Origin of the sequence: Sphingobium sp. BYY-5 (assembly GCF_022758885.1) — a bacterium.
Taxonomy (GTDB): domain Bacteria; phylum Pseudomonadota; class Alphaproteobacteria; order Sphingomonadales; family Sphingomonadaceae; genus Sphingobium.
Map to the genome: position 1 here is coordinate 1,024,926 of NZ_JALEBH010000002.1, position 20,055 is coordinate 1,044,980.

The 20,055-nt window shown below is 62.2% G+C and carries 18 protein-coding genes and 1 pseudogene; 9 read left to right on the forward strand and 10 right to left on the reverse strand.

Features of this window, described 5'->3' with window-relative positions:
* Positions 1-94 precede the first annotated feature (94 nt).
* The 7 genes from mgtA to MOK15_RS20625 form a co-directional block, all read right to left on the reverse strand.
* On the reverse strand, positions 95-2,617 hold the full coding sequence (gene mgtA / locus MOK15_RS20595) for a magnesium-translocating P-type ATPase (protein WP_242933545.1): 2,523 nt from the start codon (positions 2,615-2,617) through the stop codon (positions 95-97).
* 229 nt (positions 2,618-2,846) lie between these two features.
* Positions 2,847-3,647: a universal stress protein gene (locus MOK15_RS20600; protein WP_242933546.1), complete on the reverse strand. Its 801-nt coding sequence runs from the start codon at positions 3,645-3,647 to the stop codon at positions 2,847-2,849.
* A gap of 128 nt (positions 3,648-3,775) precedes the next feature.
* Entirely contained in the window at positions 3,776-4,432 is a 657-nt protein-coding gene (locus MOK15_RS20605; RefSeq protein ID WP_242933547.1) for a BON domain-containing protein, read from the reverse strand.
* Positions 4,401-5,156: an ATP-binding protein gene (locus MOK15_RS20610; RefSeq protein WP_242933548.1), complete on the reverse strand. Its 756-nt coding sequence runs from the start codon at positions 5,154-5,156 to the stop codon at positions 4,401-4,403. The genes MOK15_RS20605 and MOK15_RS20610 overlap by 32 nt, the downstream gene beginning before the upstream one ends.
* A gap of 82 nt (positions 5,157-5,238) precedes the next feature.
* Positions 5,239-5,973, reverse strand: coding sequence for an acetoacetyl-CoA reductase (phbB, locus tag MOK15_RS20615; protein WP_242933549.1), 735 nt, complete (start codon positions 5,971-5,973; stop codon positions 5,239-5,241).
* Between the two features lie 61 nt (positions 5,974-6,034).
* Entirely contained in the window at positions 6,035-6,661 is a 627-nt protein-coding gene (locus tag MOK15_RS20620) for a hypothetical protein (protein WP_242933550.1), read from the reverse strand.
* Positions 6,658-7,695, reverse strand: coding sequence for a zinc-dependent alcohol dehydrogenase family protein (locus MOK15_RS20625; RefSeq protein ID WP_242933551.1), 1,038 nt, complete (start codon positions 7,693-7,695; stop codon positions 6,658-6,660). The genes MOK15_RS20620 and MOK15_RS20625 overlap by 4 nt, the downstream gene beginning before the upstream one ends.
* Positions 7,696-7,853: 158 nt before the next feature.
* On the opposite strand from MOK15_RS20625, the gene MOK15_RS20630 reads away from it, so the two are divergent.
* From MOK15_RS20630 to MOK15_RS20650, 5 genes and pseudogenes are all read left to right on the forward strand, one after another.
* Positions 7,854-8,417, forward strand: coding sequence for a DUF308 domain-containing protein (locus MOK15_RS20630; RefSeq protein WP_242933552.1), 564 nt, complete (start codon positions 7,854-7,856; stop codon positions 8,415-8,417).
* A gap of 47 nt (positions 8,418-8,464) precedes the next feature.
* Positions 8,465-9,443: pseudogene (locus MOK15_RS20635) on the forward strand (zinc-dependent alcohol dehydrogenase family protein).
* A gap of 67 nt (positions 9,444-9,510) precedes the next feature.
* Positions 9,511-9,741 carry a hypothetical protein gene (locus tag MOK15_RS20640; RefSeq protein ID WP_242933553.1) on the forward strand — a complete coding sequence of 77 codons (231 nt, stop codon included), beginning with the start codon at positions 9,511-9,513 and terminating at the stop codon, positions 9,739-9,741.
* A 34-nt stretch (positions 9,742-9,775) separates the two neighbouring features.
* Positions 9,776-10,228, forward strand: a complete 453-nt coding sequence (locus MOK15_RS20645) for an Hsp20/alpha crystallin family protein (protein ID WP_242933554.1) — start codon at positions 9,776-9,778, stop codon at positions 10,226-10,228.
* Positions 10,229-10,234: 6 nt separating this feature from the next.
* Positions 10,235-11,794, forward strand: a complete 1,560-nt coding sequence (locus MOK15_RS20650; RefSeq protein WP_242933555.1) for an AAA family ATPase — start codon at positions 10,235-10,237, stop codon at positions 11,792-11,794.
* Between the two features lie 8 nt (positions 11,795-11,802).
* Here MOK15_RS20650 and MOK15_RS20655 read toward each other — a convergent pair whose 3' ends face one another.
* Positions 11,803-12,471, reverse strand: a complete 669-nt coding sequence (locus MOK15_RS20655; protein ID WP_242933556.1) for an NAD(P)H-dependent oxidoreductase — start codon at positions 12,469-12,471, stop codon at positions 11,803-11,805.
* A 161-nt stretch (positions 12,472-12,632) separates the two neighbouring features.
* Here MOK15_RS20655 and MOK15_RS21955 point away from each other — a divergent pair, with 161 nt between their 5' ends.
* Together MOK15_RS21955 and MOK15_RS20660 are read left to right on the forward strand one after the other, a co-directional pair.
* Complete coding sequence (locus MOK15_RS21955; RefSeq protein WP_278254336.1) at positions 12,633-12,761, forward strand: hypothetical protein; 129 nt, start codon at positions 12,633-12,635, stop codon at positions 12,759-12,761.
* A gap of 85 nt (positions 12,762-12,846) precedes the next feature.
* Complete coding sequence (locus MOK15_RS20660) at positions 12,847-13,071, forward strand: hypothetical protein (protein WP_242933557.1); 225 nt, start codon at positions 12,847-12,849, stop codon at positions 13,069-13,071.
* 220 nt (positions 13,072-13,291) lie between these two features.
* Here the strand turns inward: MOK15_RS20660 and MOK15_RS20665 are convergent, their stop codons facing one another.
* Both MOK15_RS20665 and MOK15_RS20670 read right to left on the reverse strand, forming a co-directional pair.
* Positions 13,292-14,566 carry an MgtC/SapB family protein gene (locus tag MOK15_RS20665; protein WP_242933558.1) on the reverse strand — a complete coding sequence of 425 codons (1,275 nt, stop codon included), beginning with the start codon at positions 14,564-14,566 and terminating at the stop codon, positions 13,292-13,294.
* Between the two features lie 32 nt (positions 14,567-14,598).
* Positions 14,599-16,209 (reverse strand): MBL fold metallo-hydrolase, encoded by a 1,611-nt coding sequence (locus MOK15_RS20670; RefSeq protein ID WP_242933559.1) that lies wholly within the window; start codon positions 16,207-16,209, stop codon positions 14,599-14,601.
* 711 nt (positions 16,210-16,920) lie between these two features.
* Here MOK15_RS20670 and MOK15_RS20675 point away from each other — a divergent pair.
* Both MOK15_RS20675 and MOK15_RS20680 read left to right on the forward strand, forming a co-directional pair.
* Entirely contained in the window at positions 16,921-18,480 is a 1,560-nt protein-coding gene (locus tag MOK15_RS20675; RefSeq protein WP_242933560.1) for an alpha-L-arabinofuranosidase C-terminal domain-containing protein, read from the forward strand.
* A gap of 52 nt (positions 18,481-18,532) precedes the next feature.
* A complete protein-coding gene (locus MOK15_RS20680) occupies positions 18,533-19,993 on the forward strand; it encodes a DUF1593 domain-containing protein (protein ID WP_242933561.1) in 1,461 nt (486 codons plus the stop codon).
* Positions 19,994-20,055 lie beyond the last annotated feature (62 nt).

A 20,055-nucleotide genomic window follows, 5' to 3' on the forward strand; every position in this document is an offset into this window, starting at 1 on the left:
CAACCATACCTATGCGGAGTGTTACGTAGATCAGACGTCATGTAAGCCGTCGCGATCCTCGGGACGGCCACCTCTCGTAAATTGCGATCCTCGTTCAATCGCCGGTGCGAAGGGCGAGCCGCTTGAGCAATTCCGAACTGGCCAGATAACCGAGCACCAGCAGTGCGATCGCACCGAGGACGGCAACACTGGGCGACGCGAAGCCAAGCACGCCCGCCCAGGGCAGGAAAGGAAGCACCAATGCCGCCGCGAGACCGGTGAGTGCGGTCATGGTCAGCGCGACATGCGCACGACTGGTCCATGCCGGACGGACCGTGCGGATCACGAACACGACAAGGATCTGCGTCGCCATTGACTCGATGAACCATGCGGCGCGGAACGTTGCGACTTCGACATGGAAGGCCCAAAGCAGCAATCCGAACGTCGCGATGTCAAATATCGACGATAGCGGCCCCATGATCGCAGTGAAACGCACCAGTGCCGGCATATCCCAGCCATGCGGTCGCGCGAGGTCCGTGTCGTCCGCATCGTCGAACGGGATACCGATCTGCGACATGTCGTAGATGAGATTGTTGAGCAGCACCTGTACGGCGGTGAGCGGCAGAAAAGGCAGGACAAGCGAGGCCAGCGCCATGGTCAGCATGTTGCCGAAATTGGAACTGGTGCCCATCCGGATATATTTCATGATGTTGGCGTAGGTGCGTCGCCCTTCGGCGACACCGTCGGCCAGCACGTTGAGGTCGGGGGCGAGCAGGATCATGTCGGCCGCCTCGCGCGCCACGTCGGTCGCCCCGTCAACGGACAGGCCGATATCGGCGGCCCGGATCGCCGGCGCATCGTTGATCCCGTCGCCGATGAAGCCGACCGTGTTGCCCCGCGCGCGCAGCGCGCGAACGATCCGGGTCTTCTGGTCGGGGGTGACACGGGCGAACAAATCCACCGTCTCGACTCGTGCGGCGAGCGCCGGGTCGTTCAGCTTTGCGATCTCCTCACCCGTCAGCACCCCTTCGACCGGGAGAGCAAGCGCTGCCACCAGATGTTCGACCACCGCCGCCGCATCGCCCGAAATGACCTTGATCCGAATGCCGGCCGCCTCAAGGCGCGCCACAGCACCGGCCGCGCTCGTCTTGGGCGGATCGGCAAAGACGCAGTAGCCGGCAAAGATGAGCGCGTCGTCGCCATCGGCACCGATCCGTTCCTGCCTATCCGCTGGCTTCCAGGCGAGCCCGAGCAATCGCAGGCCCTGTGCGGCACGCTCGGCGTGCAAATTCACGAGCTGTTCCCGCAGCGTTGCATTGAGCGGGACGAGCTTGCCGGATCGATCCTGCGCCTGCTCACACAGGGCGATAAGGGTTTCGGGTGCCCCTTTGACGATCTCGATCCGCTCGCCATCACGCTCGGCCAGAACCGAAACGCGCCGCCGTTCGAAATCGAAGGGCCGCTCGTCCAGCTTGTGCCAGCCAGCGATCCGCTCGGCCGTCGCATGCTGCAGCAGCGCCTCGTCGAGCGGGCTTTTCAGGCCGGTCTCGAAGCGGGCATTGACCGCCGCCAATTCTGCCACGCGATCGTCATCTTCGCCGTCGATTCCGGGATGTCCGACCAATGTGATATGCGCTTCGGTCAGGGTTCCCGTCTTGTCGGTGCACAGGATGTCCATCTGGCCGAGATCGTGGATCGCCGACAGCCGCTTCACGACCACCTTCGCCGCGGCCATGCGTTGCGCGCCCCGTGCGAGCGAGACTGTCATGATCATCGGCAGCAGTTCCGGGGTCAGGCCTACCGCCAGCGCCATGGCGAACAGGAAGGACTGAAGCGGCTGCCGGCCCAGCGCCAGATGTGCGAGCAGTACGAACAGCACCAGGAAAATGGTGAGTCGCGCAATCAGGATACCGAGCTTGTGGATGCCACGCTCGAACGCCGTCGGCGGCTCGGTCCCGGACAAGGAAGCCGCGATCGCACCGAAGCGGGTGCGTGCGCCGGTCTCGACGACAAGCATCGTCGCGGTGCCGCCGATCAGCGAGGTACCATGGAACAATGCGTTGCGGGCTTCAGCCGGTATCGTCGCGGTCGCGACGGGATCGACCTGTTTCTCAACCGGATAGGGCTCGCCCGTCAGCAGGGCTTCGTTGACCTGTGCGCCATTGACCACCAGCGCGATGCCGTCGGCCGGCACCAGGTCGCCGGCAGCCAGCAGGATGACGTCGCCGGCCACGATGTCGGCGACGGGCACCTCGATAGTCTGTCTACCGCGCAGTGTGGTGGCATGGAGCGCAATCGAACGCTTGAGTGCTTCGGCGGTGGCCTCGGCTCGGTGCTCCTGCACCATGTCGAGCGCGGTCGACAGGATCACCACGGCCACGATGATCGCGAAGCTCGCCACATCACCCGTCACCCCCGCAATGGCTGCGGCGACAAGAAGTATGGCGACCAGGGGATTGGCAAGTCGCCGGAGAAGGTCAAGCAACAGGTGCCGTTTCCGAGCACCCGCTAGCGCGTTGGGACCGTCGCGCTCCAATCGCGCTGCGGCTTCCTCGACCGTCAAGCCTTCGCGCGACGCGCCGAGGCGTTCAAGGGTTTCGTCGAGCGTGACCTGCCAGAAGGCGATGGGATCGCTCATGGGCGTTTTTGCCCGGGGATCCTGACCCGCCCCTCCGCGAATGGGCGATCGAATTGACCCGCTGGGTCGAGCATGTCGCATCCTTCCAGGGTCAGTCAGGAAGACCCGCGGTTATTTCGGCACCGTCGAAGCAGGTGGCCAATCGAGGCACGATTGTGCACAGAGTCCCTTGCGCGTCCGGCCGGTGTACACTGACCACCGGCCCGACGCGCAAGGTGATGCGAACGGGTCAGTGACCCAGTATCATTGGCAGCTTGCTGTTGTTGAGCATGCGCTTTGTCACGCCGCCGAATGTCTCCATCAGGCGGCCATGGCTGTAGGCCCCCATCATCACATAGTCGGCATGCCATAGCCGCGCCTCCTCGGCGATGATCTGGTCCGCCGCATGAAGGCCGTCATCAATGATCCGAACGCTGGCATGGATGCCATGGCGCGACAGATATTCGGCTGCTTCAGTCGGTTCGATCTTCTCGGCACCATCGCGTGTCATGAAGATTTCGACTTCCGATGCCAGCCGGAGAAGCGGGACGCAGGCACGCATCGTTGCCGCCGCGGAAGACTGACCGTCCCACGCGACAAGCACGCGGCCACTGACGTTGAACCGCGGCAGGTTCTCGGGAACCGCGACAACCACCGTGCGGGTATGCATCAGGATCCGGCTGGCGATCGTGCGCATGTCCGGCAGGGGATAATCGTCGAGCGCGCGGTTGAGCACGATCAGGTCGGCAAGTGTCGCCGCATCCTCGATGCAGCCTGCGATGTCACCCGTCGCGTCGATCCAACTCCAGCTTACATCCTCCTGGGCCAGGCGGGTCGTCAGCGTAGTTTTATTCTTCGCCTCACTCTCCCGTTCATCGGACAGGATGGCCGCCTCCCCGAAGCCGACATAGAGATCGCCCGCAATCATCGGGTAAGGCGTCACGTCGAGACAGGTCAGATGGCCGCCAAGCGCCCGGGTCAAATCGAGCGCCGCCTGCAGCCGCGCCTCCTGTCCTTCGTCGTCATGCACCAGCAAAAGAATATTCTTCATGGTCGCCTCCATCGTTGCAAGGCTCACGCTATTGCCCCGGCCATTTGGTCGATATGCGTGATGATACGGATGCAAAAACGGCCGCCCGATTACTCGGGCGGCCAGTTAACTGAGCTGGGTCGCGAGGCTCAGAAGGCAACGATGATATTGTCCTCGATCCTGGTGACGCCCGGTGCCGCCCAGGCTGCGCGCTCGGCGATGCCCCGCTCGTTCCAGGCCTTGACCCTTCCGCCGAGCCGCACCGTGCCGCCATCGGTGACGACCGTGACCGATCCCGCATCGAGGTTGGCCTGCCGCTTGAAGGCCTCCATGATCCGGTCCTTGATATCGGACGCGATAGGCAGCTTTTTCACCTCGAGCAGGTTGTTGACCCCGATGACGCCCGTGACCCGGCCTGCGGCCTTGCGGGCCTCGTCGCGCTGGTAGAACCAGTCGACCGTGCCGGTCAGCGTCACCCAGCCATGCTCCACCTTTACCTTGATCTGGTCGTCGGGGACCCAGACGTTCCAGGAGAACAGGTCGAGGATGCGCTTGGCGATTTCATGGTCCGCGGTCTTGGGATCGGAGGCGAAACGCACCTTGATTTCCTCGGCGATCGCCTTGACGCCGGCGACGCGGCGGGTCGCTTTCTCGGCCGCCATCTTCTCCGGATAGGATTTGACGAAGCCGGAAAGGGTGACGACGCCGTCATTCACGGCGACGCCGATATCGGCGTGATCGACGCTCGGTTCCCATTCCAGCTCGGCCATCACATCATGCTGCAACTGGCTGTCGGATTTCTTCATCGGTCTTCTCCTTCATGGTGAGGGGGAGGCGCCCGTTCCGGGCACCGGGCTCGCCCGCGGCCAGTTTCAGGACCGTCGGCAAGTTCAGGGAAATCGTCGTGCCGGCACCAGGGCGGCTCTGGATCAAGAAATGGCCATGCGCCCCGCGCATGAACTGCTGCACGCGGCAGAGCCCGGTCCCGTGTGCGCGACCGGCGTCAACGCTGCGGCGCGCCTGCTCGAGCTTGGCCCGGGACATACCGCGTCCATCGTCGGCGACCAGTATCCAGATCCGCGAGCCGATCCGCCGCGTGCGAATGACGACCGTGCTGGCATCGGCTGCACCTGCGTTGGCGACAAGCTCGAGAATCGCCGCATCGAAGTCGGTGGGGACAAGTCTGACTTGGGAAACCGGGCTTTCAAGCTCGAGATCGACCTCGATGCTGGGGCCGGCGAGCGCCCGGATCATCGACGCCAGACCCAAAATCCTGGTATTCACGTCCATCGACTTGCGACCACCCGCGCCACGGCTGCCGGAAAGCAACCCGGTCGTCAGCTCGCCACCCCGGATCGCCGCGTCTTCGATAGCCTCGAGCAGCGCGATGCGCTGAGACCGGCCGGGGTCGCGCTCGAGCACATGCTTGGCCGAAGCCACGACCCCGAACAGATTGCGGAGATCATGGATCGTGCCGCGTTGCGGGTAGCTGGTTGAGATTGGGGTCGGTTCGATCTGGATTGGCATCATGCTCTCCCAAGGCTGTCGAGCCTTGTTGTGGAGCGCCGGGCGACGGCCCCATATTCGCAAACTCCCGTAAGGGTCCGGCACATCAGCCCATATGCTGCCCCCCATTCACGTCGATCGTCGCGCCCGTGATGAAACCCGCATCCTCCGCCACCAGAAAGGCGACGCACCGCGCAATCTCGGCTGGCGCGGCCAGACGCCCGACCGGGATCTTCGCGATGATCGAAGGCAGGATATCCGCCGGGATGACGCGGACCATCTCGGTATCGGTATAGCCGGGCGCGATCGCATTGACCGTGACGCCTGCATGGGCGCCCTCAAGGGCGAGCGCCTTGGTGAAACCCAGGATGCCAGCCTTCGACGCGGCATAGTTTGTCTGACCGAACTGGCCGGCTTCGCCATTCACCGAGGATATGTTGACGATCCTGCCCCACTTGCGGACGCGCATGGCCTGGAACACCGACCGGGCCATGTTGAAGCAGCCGGTCAGATTGGTGTCGAGAACCGCTTGCCAGTTCTCGGGGGACAGTTTCGCCAGGCTGGCGTCGCGAGTGATGCCGGCATTGTTGACCAATATGTCTATGGGGCCAAGCGCGGCTTCGACTGCGGCGACTCCCGTCGTACAGGCTTCGTGGTCCGCTACCGACCAGCGCCAGCTCCTGATGCCTGTTCGCCGGGTGAACGCGGCAGCGCGATCTTCGGCGCCGCAGAAATTGGCGGCGACCCGATAGCCCAGCGTTGCGAGGGTCTCGCATGTCGCGGCGCCGATACCAGCCGTCCCGCCCGTCACCAGCGCGACGCGCACCTGTGTTGTCGTCATGATCCTGTCTCCGCACAGCATTGTCCGGAGCGGAGATGCTCCTGCCAGGGGCCTGCGGTCGTTACGCAATGTCCCGGACGGACGGATGTTCGTCCGGGACATCGCTGGACACCTGCAACCGGTCGCGAAACTCCTCGAGACGGCCGCGATAGCCTTCGGCGTCGCCATATTCGAGGAACGAGATGTAGCGGTCGTGCGGGGTGGGAATGCGGAGCGCGTGCTTGATCGGACACCAATATTGCTCGGTGCGGCTGGCGACTTCGCGGACATAGGCGATGACGCCATTGCCATAGCCGCAAAAGGAGCAGTTCAGCGCCTCGATCCAGTTGAGGTAGCCGAGTTGGCTCCTGTCGAGCGCGATATAGTCCGCCCGCCTGACTCTCGGGATCGAATAGGCACGAAAGCAGATCGCCTGGTACAGGCTCGTCCAGAGATCGATCAGCACCAGCGGGATGATCATCGAATAGATGATGGGTGCCGAGACCACGGACCCGATGGCGGACCGAGCAAGGAAGTGGGCTACACTGGTCCGCAGCGCGCGCTGCTCGGCAACAAGCCCCTGCTCGAACTGCACGAGCCTGCCTTTCACCGCCCAGCCGAGCACCTTGCGGCGATGCTCGATCTCACGATCCAGATCCGTCTGGAGCCGGACGATTTCGTGCGCCAGCTCTTCCATGCGCTTGGTCACGGCGCGATCAGTACCTTCAGCGCCTGCGTCTCTGACGCGCGGCTGAATATGTCATAGGCTTCGAGTATATTCTCGAGACTGAAACGATGCGTGATGAGCTGGGCTGGCTCAAGCTTCGAGCCCATCACTGTTTTCAGTAGCATCGGCGTCGTCACCGTATCGACGAGCCGGGTCGTGATGGTGATATTCTTCGACCAGAGCATTTCCAGATGCAGGTCCGCCTTGGCTCCATGCACACCGACATTGGCGATGGTTCCCCCGGCGGCCACCAGGGCCTGACAGAGTTCGAAGGTCGTCGGCACGCCGACCGCCTCGATCGCGGTATCGACGCCCCGACCATCCGTGACGGCCATGATGGCGGCAACCGGATCCTCGGCCTTGCTGTTGATGATGTGGGTGGCTCCGAACCGCTGTGCCGTCGCAAGCCGATTGTCGTCGAGATCGACCATGATGATCTGGGCAGGCGAATAAAATTGTGCGGTGAGCAGCGCCGCCAGCCCGATCGGACCCGAGCCGACGATCGCGACGCTGCCTCCGGGTTGGACCTTGCCATTGAGGACGCCGCATTCGAAGCCGGTCGGCAGGATATCGCTCAGCATCACGAGAGCTTCTTCGTCGGCACCTTGCGGGATCGGATAGAGGCTAGTGTCGGCATGCGGAATACGGACGAATTCCGCTTGCGTCCCGTCGATCGCGTTGCCGAGGATCCATCCACCGGTGGTGCAATGCGAATACATGCCGCGGCGGCAATGATCGCAACGACCACAGGCTGTGATGCACGAGATCAGCACATGATCGCCCGGCTTGAAGGTCGAAACTGCGGCACCCACGGCTTCGACGATACCCACGCCTTCATGTCCGAGTACACGTCCGGGCTGGCAGGTCGGCACATCGCCCTTGAGGATATGGAGGTCGGTGCCACAAATCGTGGTGTGCGTGACGCGGACGATGGCATCGCCGGCATCCTTGATGTCGGGCTTGGGATGGTCGTCGAGGCTCTTCTGCCCGGGGCCGTGATAGATCAGCGCTTTCATGTCGCGTCTCCGCATGCTGCCCTGTCGAAGGGCGTTGTGCTCGCGGTGATGGCGCCTCCGCCATTCCGGACAAATCCGTAGATTCACGGACGGCGACGCGGTCCCAGCAGATCTATCATCACGCCCATCGACCAATTCCCGCGGGAAAGGACTTCGCAGTGATCACACCTGCCATGCGACAGGCGCGCGCGTTGCCGACGATCGAAACACGGACCCGGGTCTGTTTCGTCGGCGTCGGCACAGCGCTCGCGCTATTGGGCCTGACCACCTCGGTTACCCTTGTTTTCGCAACGATGACGGCGACCTGTGCGATAGGCGCCATGATGTTCGCCGGCGGGATCGTCCAGTGGGTCTACGCCTTCGGTGCGCGGAGCCGTGGCTGGATCGTCTTCTGGATCGTCTCCGGCCTGCTCTATCTCGCGGCTACGGCTTTGGTGATCTGTAGTCCGCTGTTTGCCGCCGGATTCCTGACACTCTTTCTGGCGTTCCCTCTCGGAGCCTCCGGACTCGCGCGCATCAGGATAGCGCTGGGCTGGCGCAACCAAGGCTGGGGCGGGATGCTTGCCTCGGGTATCGTGAGCATCGCCGCTGCACTGGTGATCGCGCTCGGATGGCCAATCAACGCCGCCTGGATGCGGGGCCTGCTGCTCACCATTGATCTGTCGTTCCAGGGTGTCATGTTGATGCTTATCGGCTTCACCCTTCCCGACGCGGGCGATTGATCCATGATGTCAGCCATCGGGTCGGGCAGGATCACGACATGACGACGATGATCGCGATGCAGATCGACGCGCCGGGTGCACTGCTCCACCGAATCGAGCGCGCATTGCCGCGCCCCGGCCCCAATGAACTGCTGGTGGAGGTTGCCGCATGCGGCGTATGCCGCACCGATCTCCACGTCCAGGACGGCGAGATCGCGGCGCACTATCCGATCGTGCCCGGCCACGAGATCGTGGGCCGCGTCCGTGCGATCGGCGCGATGGTCCAGGGCTTCACGCTGGGCCAGCGCATCGGCATTCCCTGGCTGGGCCGTAGCTGCGGCTCTTGTCCCTTTTGTATCTCCGGCCGCGAGAATCTCTGCGACCATCCCGAGTTCACCGGGGCGACGCGCGATGGCGGCTATGCGACCCATGTCGTTGCGGATGCCCATTTCTGCTTCGCGTTGCCCGACCGCTTCTCCGACATTGAAGCCGCACCGTTGCTGTGCGCGGGTCTGATCGGATGGCGCGCATTGCGGCTTGCCGGTGCCGGCAAGCGCATCGGACTCTATGGCTTCGGCGCTGCCGCACACATCCTCGCACAGGTCGCCGTGGCCCAAGGCCGCGAGGTCCATGCCTTTACCAGGGAGGGCGACAGCGCAGGCCAGGCCTTTGCGCGGTATCTGGGCGGGCGCATCGACCGAGGCACCGCCGGAGCCGCTCGACGCGGCCCTGATCTTCGCGCCGGTCGGCAGCCTCGTGCCGCTCGCGCTCAAGGCGGTCGGCAAGGGTGGCAAGGTGGTCTGCGCCGGCATCCACATGAGCGATATCCCGGGCTTTCCTTATGCCGATCTTTGGGAAGAGCGGCAGATCCTGTCAGTCGCGAACCTCACGCGGGAGGATGGACTGTCCTTCTTCGAGATGATCGGGAATTCGACAATCAGGATAGTGACGGAGGAATTCCCGCTCGACGAAGCGAACGTCGCGCTGGCGCGTCTCAGGTCCGGCGCGCTGGTCGGGGCGGCAGTGCTGGTGCCGATCGCTCCCTAAGTATCATCACCGATATTGACCGCCATCGCCTCTTCCTAATCTCGAGTCACGCGAGAAGGAGAAGATTATGGCCACCGCAGTTTCTCACGATCTGGATGCTCCGACGCCCGAGTTGACATGGCTTGCGATCCAGCAATTCTGGCAGCTCCCGCTGATCGTGACGACGAGCTGGTGGAATGCCCTCACCGATGCGCTGTGGCCCTGCGCCCCGGCCGACCGGTCTCCTGCAGACGACCATGACCAACTAGTCGTGCCCGAACCGTTCGAGGTCGAAGGCGAGCATGGGCTCTTCGCCTGAGTTTGTGAGTTTACCTGACGATGGAGATGATGAAATGAATGAGATGATCAAGACACCGCCAGCCCGGACCCCCGCCAACAGCCTGTCATTGGCGGAAGATGGCCCGATGGGCTGGCTGCGCGGCGAGATCGATCGACTGTTCGATGATCTTGGCGGGCCGGTGCCCGCGTTGGAACTGACGGATGGCGGCAAGGCGTATCGGCTCACGGCGGAACTTCCCGGTCTCGCCGACAAGGATGTCCAGATAGAAGTCGCCGACGGCGTGCTGACAATTTCCGGCGAGAAAAGGGAGGAGAGCGAGCACAAGGACGATGGCTTCCTGCTGAGCGAACGCCGCTATGGCAGCTTCAAGCGCCAGATCGCACTGCCCGCAGACGTCGATGCCGACGCGATCAAGGCCAAGTTCAAGCATGGCGTGCTCTCGCTTACCCTCGGCAAGGACGAGAAGGCGGCGGAAAGATCGCGCAAAATCGCGATCGAAAGCTGACCCAAGATGGCGGCGACATCTCTCGATCCGCTCATGACGGGTGAATCCGATGTCGCCGCCTGGCTCGCCTCCGGCGAGGCGTTCGAGGCACGCAGCCCCGTCCGCAGGATCGACACGCATGCCGCGAGCGTATTCCTGACCGGCGACCGGGCCTGGAAGCTCAAGCGCCCCGTTCGCTTCAACTATCTCGACTTCTCCACCGCCGACCGTCGGCGGGATATACTGAAGGCAGAACTTCGCCTCAATCGCCGCACGGCGCCGACACTCTACCTGGCGGTGCATTCCGTCACCCGAAACGCCCGCGATCAACTGGCGATCGATGGGGACGGCGAGGTCGTCGATTGGCTCCTGGAAATGCGGCGCTTTCCTGACGACGCGCTCTGGGATGATCTCGCCCGGCAGGGACGGCTCGATGACGGGGCGCTGAGCAAACTGACCGACCGGCTTGTCGATTTCTATCGCGGCGCCGCCATCACGTGCACGGACGGGGGTGCCGAGCGCCTTGCCAGCGTGATCGCGGGAAACGCCCGCAGCATGGCGGCATTTCCGGACGTGCTCGATACGCACCGCGTTGATGAGCTTACGTTCGATCTCCGCGCCCAGGTCGCACGCCATGCGTGCCTCCTCGACGCGCGGGGACAGACGGGGCGGATACGCCATGTGCACGGCGATCTGCACCTCGCCAATATCGCAACCGTCGATGGCGTTCCGACACCGTTTGACTGCCTCGAATTCGACGAGCAGCTCGCGACCACGGATATACTCTACGACATCGCATTTCTGCTGATGGATCTATGGGATCGAGGGTTGCGGCACGAAGCGAACGTCGTCCTCAATCGCTATCTTGATCGCTCGGCAGCGGACGAGGACGGCATCGTGCTCGTCCCACTGTTCATGGCCATTCGAGCCTCGATTCGCGCACATGTGCTGGCCGCCCAGGCGGCGCGGGAACCGCGCGATGGTCAAGCGGCGGCGCGCGCAGCAGAATATCTTGATCTTGCGAGGGTGTTGACGAGTGGCGGCCCGGCGCGCCTGATCGCCATCGGCGGTCTGTCGGGCACCGGCAAGTCGACGCTAGCGCGTGCCCTCGGCGGGACGGTCGGCACCCCGCCGGGTGCGCGCATCCTGCGAAGCGACGTGCTGCGCAAACGGATGGCCGGGGTCGAGCCGGAGACCCGACTTCCGGCGTCAGCCTATACCGCATTGGCCAGCCGGGGCGTGTATGGGGAACTCGTCCGGCTGGCGAACAAGGCTCTGACCGGAGGACGGGCGGTCATCGCCGACGCCATGTTCAGCCAGCCGGCCGAACGCGATGCTATCACCGCCGCAGCCGAACAAGCCGCATGCCGGTTCGATGGCATATGGCTGACTATTTCGGACGAAAGTCGCGTCGACCGCGTCCGTGCACGTCCAATCGACGCTTCGGATGCGGATGCCAGTATAGCCATCTCCCAATCCACAACACATGTCCCGCCGCCTGCGAACTGGAAGATTCTCGAGACGGCCGGCGAGACCACCGAAGTCGTCAGGAGGGCCTGTGGTCTGCTGGGCCTGACAGGATTCTGACCATCTGTTCAGATGGCCGGCGCGATCTTTGGGGCGGGCTGGGACGGAACCGGCCAATTGTGCACAAACCAGCTGCAAATGAGCCGGGCCGCTTCTTCGACCTGAAAAAGATTCTGGTCCACGAACATCTTCTTCAACCCTTCGGCGATCGCGTCAAAATGGATATGTTCAGTGGCCTCAAGCGAGAAGGCGTGACGCATATAGGTGTCATAGAGCGTCCGGAGCGACAGCCAGGCCCCTTGTTCTTCCAGCCAGGCCCGTGTCGTTCCCGACGACGTAAAGGACACCAGGCGTTTGCCGGCCATTAGGGGATGGAAACGCCTGTCGCGCACCGCCCCGTAGGGGAAGCCGGCACCAAGCACCCGGTCGATATATCCCTTGATCATGGCCGGTGGCGAACCGAACCAGATGGGATAAACGAGCACGAAGACATCACTACCGGAGAGCAGTTGGAGTTCCTGGGCGACATCATCTGAAAGTGCGTATGGGATCGAGGTGGGACGCTCGTCCGCCTTCAGTACCGGATCGAAGCCGAGGCGATAGAGATCGCGCACCACGACATCGTGCCTCAATGCCTCGACCGACTCTCGGTAACGCCTGGCAACAGACATTGTGAAACTGTCTTCGGCAGGATGGCAGACGATCACAGCATGCTTTGGGGCTCTGCGGTTGATCATGGCGATTTCCTTTCATGGATCACAAGAAGGATATCGCACCATTCCGGCCTCCGATTTCAGGAAGTCTACGTAGACGTTGCGACAGGACTACTTACGCAACTCTCCGAATATGGGACGGACGGCAAAAGGCTAGGCTTGTCCTGACGAAACGGAGATGGGACATGCGGACGATCAATAAGGAAATGCACGCACGGGCCGCCGAGCAAAGGCTGCGCCTTCGCGTCGGTGGCACGCTCCTGTGCGTGATCGCCCTGATTCCTGCCCTGAACGCCCTGCTGCCGCTACGCTGATACGGGATCGCCGTCGCCACACCAGTAAACTCTCTATTCGAGAGTGGAATCGGCATAGGCCAGCATTCTATCCAGGAGACCTGTGATGCTGTCATTCATCGGAGCACATTTTCCGTATCTGGTGGTCGCCGCCATGTCGCTGTTCGCTGGCATCATGCTTTTCGTGTCGATTGAGGAGGGCATTCTGGCGCGGCGCGAGCGGCTCGCACGCTCTGCCGGCTCGACCGCATCGGAAGCAGCCGAAATGGAAAGCAAGGGAGCGCAGACTGTCCCGACAAGCAACGAAAACCCGTATCGGGCTGTCGCATAATCCGTTGAAAGGCTTCAACGCGCGGTTAGCTCTGTTGAAATCGGGCGTGGCGTAACGGGGAAGCACCAGTTCCCGGCAAGGATGGCATGCGCCAGGCCCCTCTGGATCGCGTTACGCAAGAACGGCGCACCATCATCATCCAACCATAGTCTGTAGAAGCAGAGATCACGGTCCCGCGGCATTTGGCCAATTGCACGATCTGGTGCGCGCCATGACGATCTCACGAAAGCGGCCGTCCCAGCACCAAGGGGAGCATGAGCAGCCCCGCCGCGACGCTGGCGACGAGCGGCAAGGCGGCGCGCCAACCCCGCCGCCAGCCGGCGAGACTGATCGTCACTCCCGCCTTGACGAAGGTGTTCAGCATGACGGGGACGGCCAATATCAGGCCGGCGGTCTGACCATCGAGCGTTCCATGTGGCAATCCGCCCATGGTGATGATGGCGGAATCGACATCGACCATGCCGGACAGCGCGAGGACGGTAGCGAGGCCCGCGTCGCCGAACCTATGCAGCACCCAGCGCGAGACCAGAGACAGGACCATCACCAGCGCCATCAATGCCAAAGCGGGCATGATGTCGAACGGGTTGTGAACGGTTACTTCCTGCGACGGCTTGGCCGGATGCCGCTTCGCTACGCCCAGATACCACAATGTCGCCAACGCGCTGACGAGCGTGGCGGGAACGACAAGCAGCGCGAGCGCGGGAAGTGCGAGGGGCGCCAATATGCCCACAAGGATCAGAACGCGCAGGAGCATGACCGTCGAGGCCGCGGCGATCCCGGCGACGAGAATGGGCGCTTCCTCTGCGTCGTTGTGCAATCGGGTAGCCAATGCTGCGGTAACGGCGGTGGATGACACCATGGCGCCAGCACCAGCGGTCGCGATCGTGCCGCGCGATGCGCCCAGCCGTTTGCTCGCCACATAACCGGCGAACGAAAAGCCTGAGACCATGACCACGACCATCCACAATTGACGCGGGTTCCAGGCATCAAGGGGGCCGTAGGCGCGGTCCGGAAGCAGCGGCAGGATCACCAGGGCGATCAAGGCGAAGCGGGCAATGGCGTTGACTTCGACTTCGTTCAGTCGTCCGATCCAGCCGTGAAGCTGGGTCCGCAACGCCAGTACCAACGTCACCACGACCGCGATGATCGTCGCAAGCATCTCTTGCTGGGTGGTCGCAAGAAACCCGCAGCCGAGGGTCAGCAGCCCAACCAGGCTCGCTGTTCCGCTGATATTGCGGCCATGTCGCGCTGCCCCGGCATATCCAAGCAGAATCAATATGGCCGCGGCGGCGATGAGGACGGTTCCGAAGTCGCCGTCAATTGCGCGAATGGCTCCGGCTAACCCGCCCACCAGTCCGAGCAATCCGAATGTCCGGATTCCCGCGAAGCGGGATCCTCTCTCTTCGTTGCGCAGCGCCCATCCACGCTGGATGCCGATTAACAGGCCTAACGCCAAAGAGAGCCCAATCGCCCCGATTGCATCGATATTGACCATCCCGATCGCTCTCTCCCGGCGAGTCTCCCGGATCAGTATCTTGCCCGTGATCGGTCTGCATGCTGCACGCGGGTATGTTTGTAGCTCTCAAGCACTGCGCGCATGTCGGCAACGGCCTTCTCGCGGGCCTTGGCATCCCGGATTTGCGAGAGTTCCCGTTTCAGCTTTGTGGCGAAGTCAGCATAGCTGTTTTGCCAATCCCGCCCGATCACCTCCTGAAGCTGGGGATCTCCCGTTTTCGTGCGTGTCGCTGGTACCGCCGGCGAAAGGCGATAGACTTCGCCGATCTCGGGCACGAGGACCGAGGACGCGATCTCCTTGGCTTGAGCCATGCGCCGAAACGTATCGATCGCGGCCGATTCCCCGTGCGAAAGGAACAGGCTGCCGCCGATCGGCCGACGGGCCTCCATCCATGCGAGGAGACCGTCCTGGTCGGCATGCGCGGAATAGCTTTCGATATGCCGAATCTGCGCCCGAACCACGATATCTTCACCCCAGATCCTTACCCGTTCCGCGCCTTCGACGATGACCCGGCCCAGCGTTCCCTCAGACTGGAAGCCGACGAACAATATGGTCGCTTCACGCTTGAAGAGATTGTGCTTCAGGTGGTGTCGGATACGCCCCGCCTCGCACATGCCGGAGGCCGCCATGATAATCGCCCCCGAGACGCTGTTCAGCCGGATTGATTCGGCAGTAGCGTCAACGAAGTGAAACGCCGTGTTTCGGAAGATGTCCTTGCCATCCATATCCTCAAGCGTGTCTGCATATTTGGCGAACACGCTTGTCGCTCTGTTGGCGAGGGGCGAGTCCACGAAGACGGGCACCGAAGGGATGCGCTTCGCGTCAAGCAGAGCGGCCATGTCTAACAACAGCTCCTGCGTCCGCTCGAGCGCGAATACGGGGATGATCAGATTCCCGCCGCGCGCCAGCGCACCCTTGATCTCGGCCTCGAGAAGAGCGCGGCGTTCGCCGATGGTCATATCGTCGCGCTTGCGATCTCCATAGGTGGATTCGCAGATGACATGGTCAAAGCCAGCCGGACTTTCCGGATCGGGATGAAAGGCCTTGTGCGGGGGCCCCAAGTCGCCCGAGCACAATATGTGCGTGCCGTCGACAAGAAGCTCGAGCGAAGCCGACCCCAGGATATGCCCGGCATTCCAGAGGCGCGCCCGGAAGCCGGGGACAGGTTCGAACCAGTCTTCAAGCCCGACTGGCCTGGTCTGCTTCCAGGCGGCGATCGCGTCCTGCTCGGTATAGATGGGCATGATCTCGGGCTGGTCGGCGCGGTCCTTGCGCCGGTTGCGCCGCGCGGCGTCGCCCTCCTGGATGCGACCGGCGTCCGCCAGCATGAATTCGAGCAGAGCCCCTGTCGGCTCGGTGCACCAGATATCACCGGTGAAACCTTCTGCGACGAGCCTGGGCAGCAATCCGCTATGGTCAATATGAGCATGCGTCAGGATAACGGCATCGACATGTCGTGCATCGAATGCGAACGTGCTGTGATTGAGTGTCTCCAGCGTCCGGGAACCCTGGAAAAGACCGCAGTCGACGAGAAGGCATTTTCCCGCGTGGCAGAACTCCATGCAGGATCCAGTGACCGTGCGTGCCGCGCCATGAAACGCGAGCGTGAGTTCGTTAGCCATGTCACCTCGTTTCGCGGTCGCCTCGGTTAAGTGACCGCTACGCTGATCCAGCGACGCACAAACTCGGTATGTATACTTATGTTGTCAGAAACCTCATGATCTTGCCCAAACCCACGCCGAAGCAGTGGCAGTTGAAGTCGAGCGGTATTTTGGATCTACATAGCCTGCCCTTCAACGCGGGCATGCCCCCCGCAGCGCGCGTGCGCTCAGGCCACCTCCCCAGTGGGCAGATCATTTCTAGCGGAAGAGTCACATGAGCAACGACCCCTGGTGGCCATTCAAGCGCTAAATTCAGGCGCTCAGGTGCGGCCCGTCTGCTTTCAGGCAGGTCGTGAACACCTGAAGCATTAAGCGGGCAGAGATATCATTGCCAGCCTTTGCCGAAAGCCTTCGACAGATCATAGCTCGGCGGCTTCACCAGGGCCCGCCGGTGGAGGATGCGTGGGGTGACGGTTCTCCGCAATTTTAAGTCTCAATTCGACAGGGATTCAGTGGACGGTCATCCGGCCAGTTCTCGATCTTGCCACCGATGAACTCCTGCTGGTGGTCGATAAAATATATGATTTTCCCAATAGGGCCAATAACAAGGAATGGTGGAAAATGTCTGAGTAATGCCTTAGAGATAGCTGTATCACAGAATAGCGAAATGGCGGGAGAGATCGGGCAGTGAGGTTAAATCCCATATTGGCATTGGCTTGCGCCTTCAGTCCCATGGCGGCCGTAGCCCAATCAGCGCCCGTGACGATCACCATCACTGCCGACAGCACCGGGCCAAAAATCAGTCGCGATATTTTTGGGCAGTTCGCTGAAAACCTAGGGAACGGCATCTATGGCGGTGTCTGGGTCGGAGAGGCTTCGCCGATACCGAACGTCCGCGGTATCCGGAGCGACGTGGTTCAGGCGCTGCGAGAGTTGAAGGTTCCCAGCGTCCGCTGGCCCGGCGGTTGCTTCGCGGACGAATATCACTGGCGCGACGGTGTTGGGCCACGGGACAAGCGAGCGGTAACCGTCAACGGCAGCTGGGGCAACGCGCTCGAAAAGAATGATTTCGGTACCGACGAATTTTTCGACTTCATCGACCAGATTGGGTCCGAAGCCTATATTTCCGTCAACATGGGGTCGGGCAGCGTCAAGGAGGCTGCGGACTGGCTCGGCTATATGACCGCCGACCCTAAAACGACGGCGGGAGCGGAACGTGCCGCCAATGGCCATCCAAAGCCCTATCGGGTCAAGTTCCTGGGCATCGGCAACGAAAGCTGGAGCTGTGGCGGCGCCTACAGCCCCGACTATTATGTCGATGAAATGAAGCGCTACGCCCGCTTCACCCGCAACCTCAACCTCGAACAGCAGGGCACCGACAATCCCGCAGGCGGTTCGGTGGCCGGTTCCGACCCGATGCAGCGGATCGCCGTCGGTCCGGGCGGGATGGACACGGCCTATACCGATGCGGTGATGAAGGCATGGAAGAGCCACGACTGGAGCTGGAGCATCGAGGGGCTGTCAATGCACAATTATACCTGGATCAGCTGGCCCCCGCCCTTTTCCAGTATCGACTTTGGCGAGCGGGAATATGCCATGCTCATCAAGGATACGCTGAAGATGGAGGATATGATCCGGGTCCACGCGGCGGTGATGGACAAATATGACCCGGACAAGAAAGTCCCGCTGGTCATCGATGAATGGGGCGTTTGGCTCGCAAAGCTACCCGGCAGCAAAGACGGCTTCCTGCACCAGCAAAACTCGATCCGTGACGCCATCATAGCATCGATCAACCTCAACATGTTCACCCGCCATGCCGATCGGGTGAGGATGACGGCGATCGCCCAGATGGTGAACGTGCTTCAGGCGATGATCCTGACCGACGGCCCGAAGATGGTGCTTACGCCAACTTACCATCTCTTCAAAATGTATGTGCCATTTCAGAATGCCACGCGATTGCCGATCAGCTTCGACGCCGGCACGTACATGTTCGGCGACGTCAGCGTGCCACGCATCGATGCGATCGCGGCGCGCGGTAACGACGGGAAGCTGTGGATCGCTCTCACCAATGTCGATCCCGGCAAGACGGCCGACATAGATGTGGAATTAAAGGGTGTTCGGGCTAAGCAGGTTTCAGGCAACGTACTGACCGCTGCACGGGTCGATGCCATCAACAGCTATGAAGAGCCCGACACCGTCAAACCGCAGCCGATTTCCGCCAAGGTGGTCGGCGGCCGACTGAAAGTGACGCTGCCGCCCAAATCGGTGACCGTGCTCAGTGTTTCCGAATGATGGACCTGCCCCTGGATCGAGCGATTGCCTGCATGAAATCGGACCGTGTCGCATGAAAATTATCGTTGCCTGGGCCGCAATTGCATCGGCGACCCTCCCCGCCGCTCTTCTTGCGGCTTCTCCTACAACCCCGTCCATCGCATCGCCGATGGCGAAGCAGCGCCTCATCGTGCTGAGCGACATAGAAGCGGATCCTGACGATAGCCAATCCTTCATCCGCCTGTTTCTCTACGCTAACCAGATCGACATAGAGGGGCTGGTCGCGACGACCTCCACCCATATGAAGACGGCGATCCATCCGGATTCCATCCGGCGGATCATCGAAGCCTATGGCAAGGTGCAGCCTAATCTTATGCTGCACGAGCAGGGATATCCGGCTGCTTCGAAGCTGGCGTCTCTGGTACGAGACGGGCAACTGGGCTACGGCATGGCCATGGTCGGAAACGGCCACGATACGGCGGGCTCACGCCTCATCGTGGAGGCGATGGCGCGGGACGATCCGCGTCCGCTATGGGTGTCGATATGGGGCGGCGCCAACACGCTGGCCCAAGCGCTTCATGGGCTCAAGGCAAGCCGATCGCCGGAAGAGGTCAAGCGTCTGGTAGCCAGGTTGCGGATCTACACCATCTCGGACCAGGACGACAGCGGCGCCTGGATTCGCAAGACCTTTCCCGATCTCTTCTACATCGTCAGCCCCGGTGGCTATGGCGCGGGCACATGGACGGGCATTCATGCCCGGATAGACGGCGCAGACAATGACGTCATCTCGAACGACTGGCTGCGCGATCACATTCAGCAGGACCATGGCCCGCTCGGAGCGGCCTATCCCGACGTCGCCTATGGTATAGAAGGCGATACGCCCGCCTATCTCTCGCTGATCCCGAACGGCCTCAGCAATGCCGAACGCCCAGACTGGGGGGGATGGGGCGGACGCTACGAACTCTATACGCCTTCCCCTCAGATGACCGATCCATCAGGTTTCACTGGCGGCGTGCCGATTGAGGTGGAGACACGGCCGATCTGGACGAACGCGACGGACAATTTCACGCCGCTGGTCGACAGGGATGTGGGCCGGGCTAGGGTGCCGGGCGATCGATCGTACAAGGATTTCCGCGCGACTCTGTGGCGCTGGCGTACCGAGTTCCAGAACGACTTTGCCGCCCGCATGGACTGGTCGGTCAAGGGCTATGAGGATGCCAACCATCCGCCGGTCGCCAGGCTGGCTAGCCCGGCCCGCATGACGGTGAAGGGCGGGCAGCGCTTCGTGCTGAGCGCTGCCGGATCGACCGATCCGGATGGCGACAATCTCAGCTACTACTGGTCTCATTACCCTGAGGTCGGCGGCTGGAGCAGCGCGATCGCATCCGGCATCTCGCCCAATATCCATACGGTCGATTTCACCGCCCCCAAGGTTGATGCGCCAAGGGATGCGCATTTCATCGTGGCGGTGACGGACAAGGGATCTCCGCCGCTGACGCGTTACGCCAGGGTGGTCGTCACCATAGAGCCATAGTCGATAAAACCCGGTTGCAGACGGACCAACGCGGTGCCGCTCGGCAAGATATGTTCACGTAA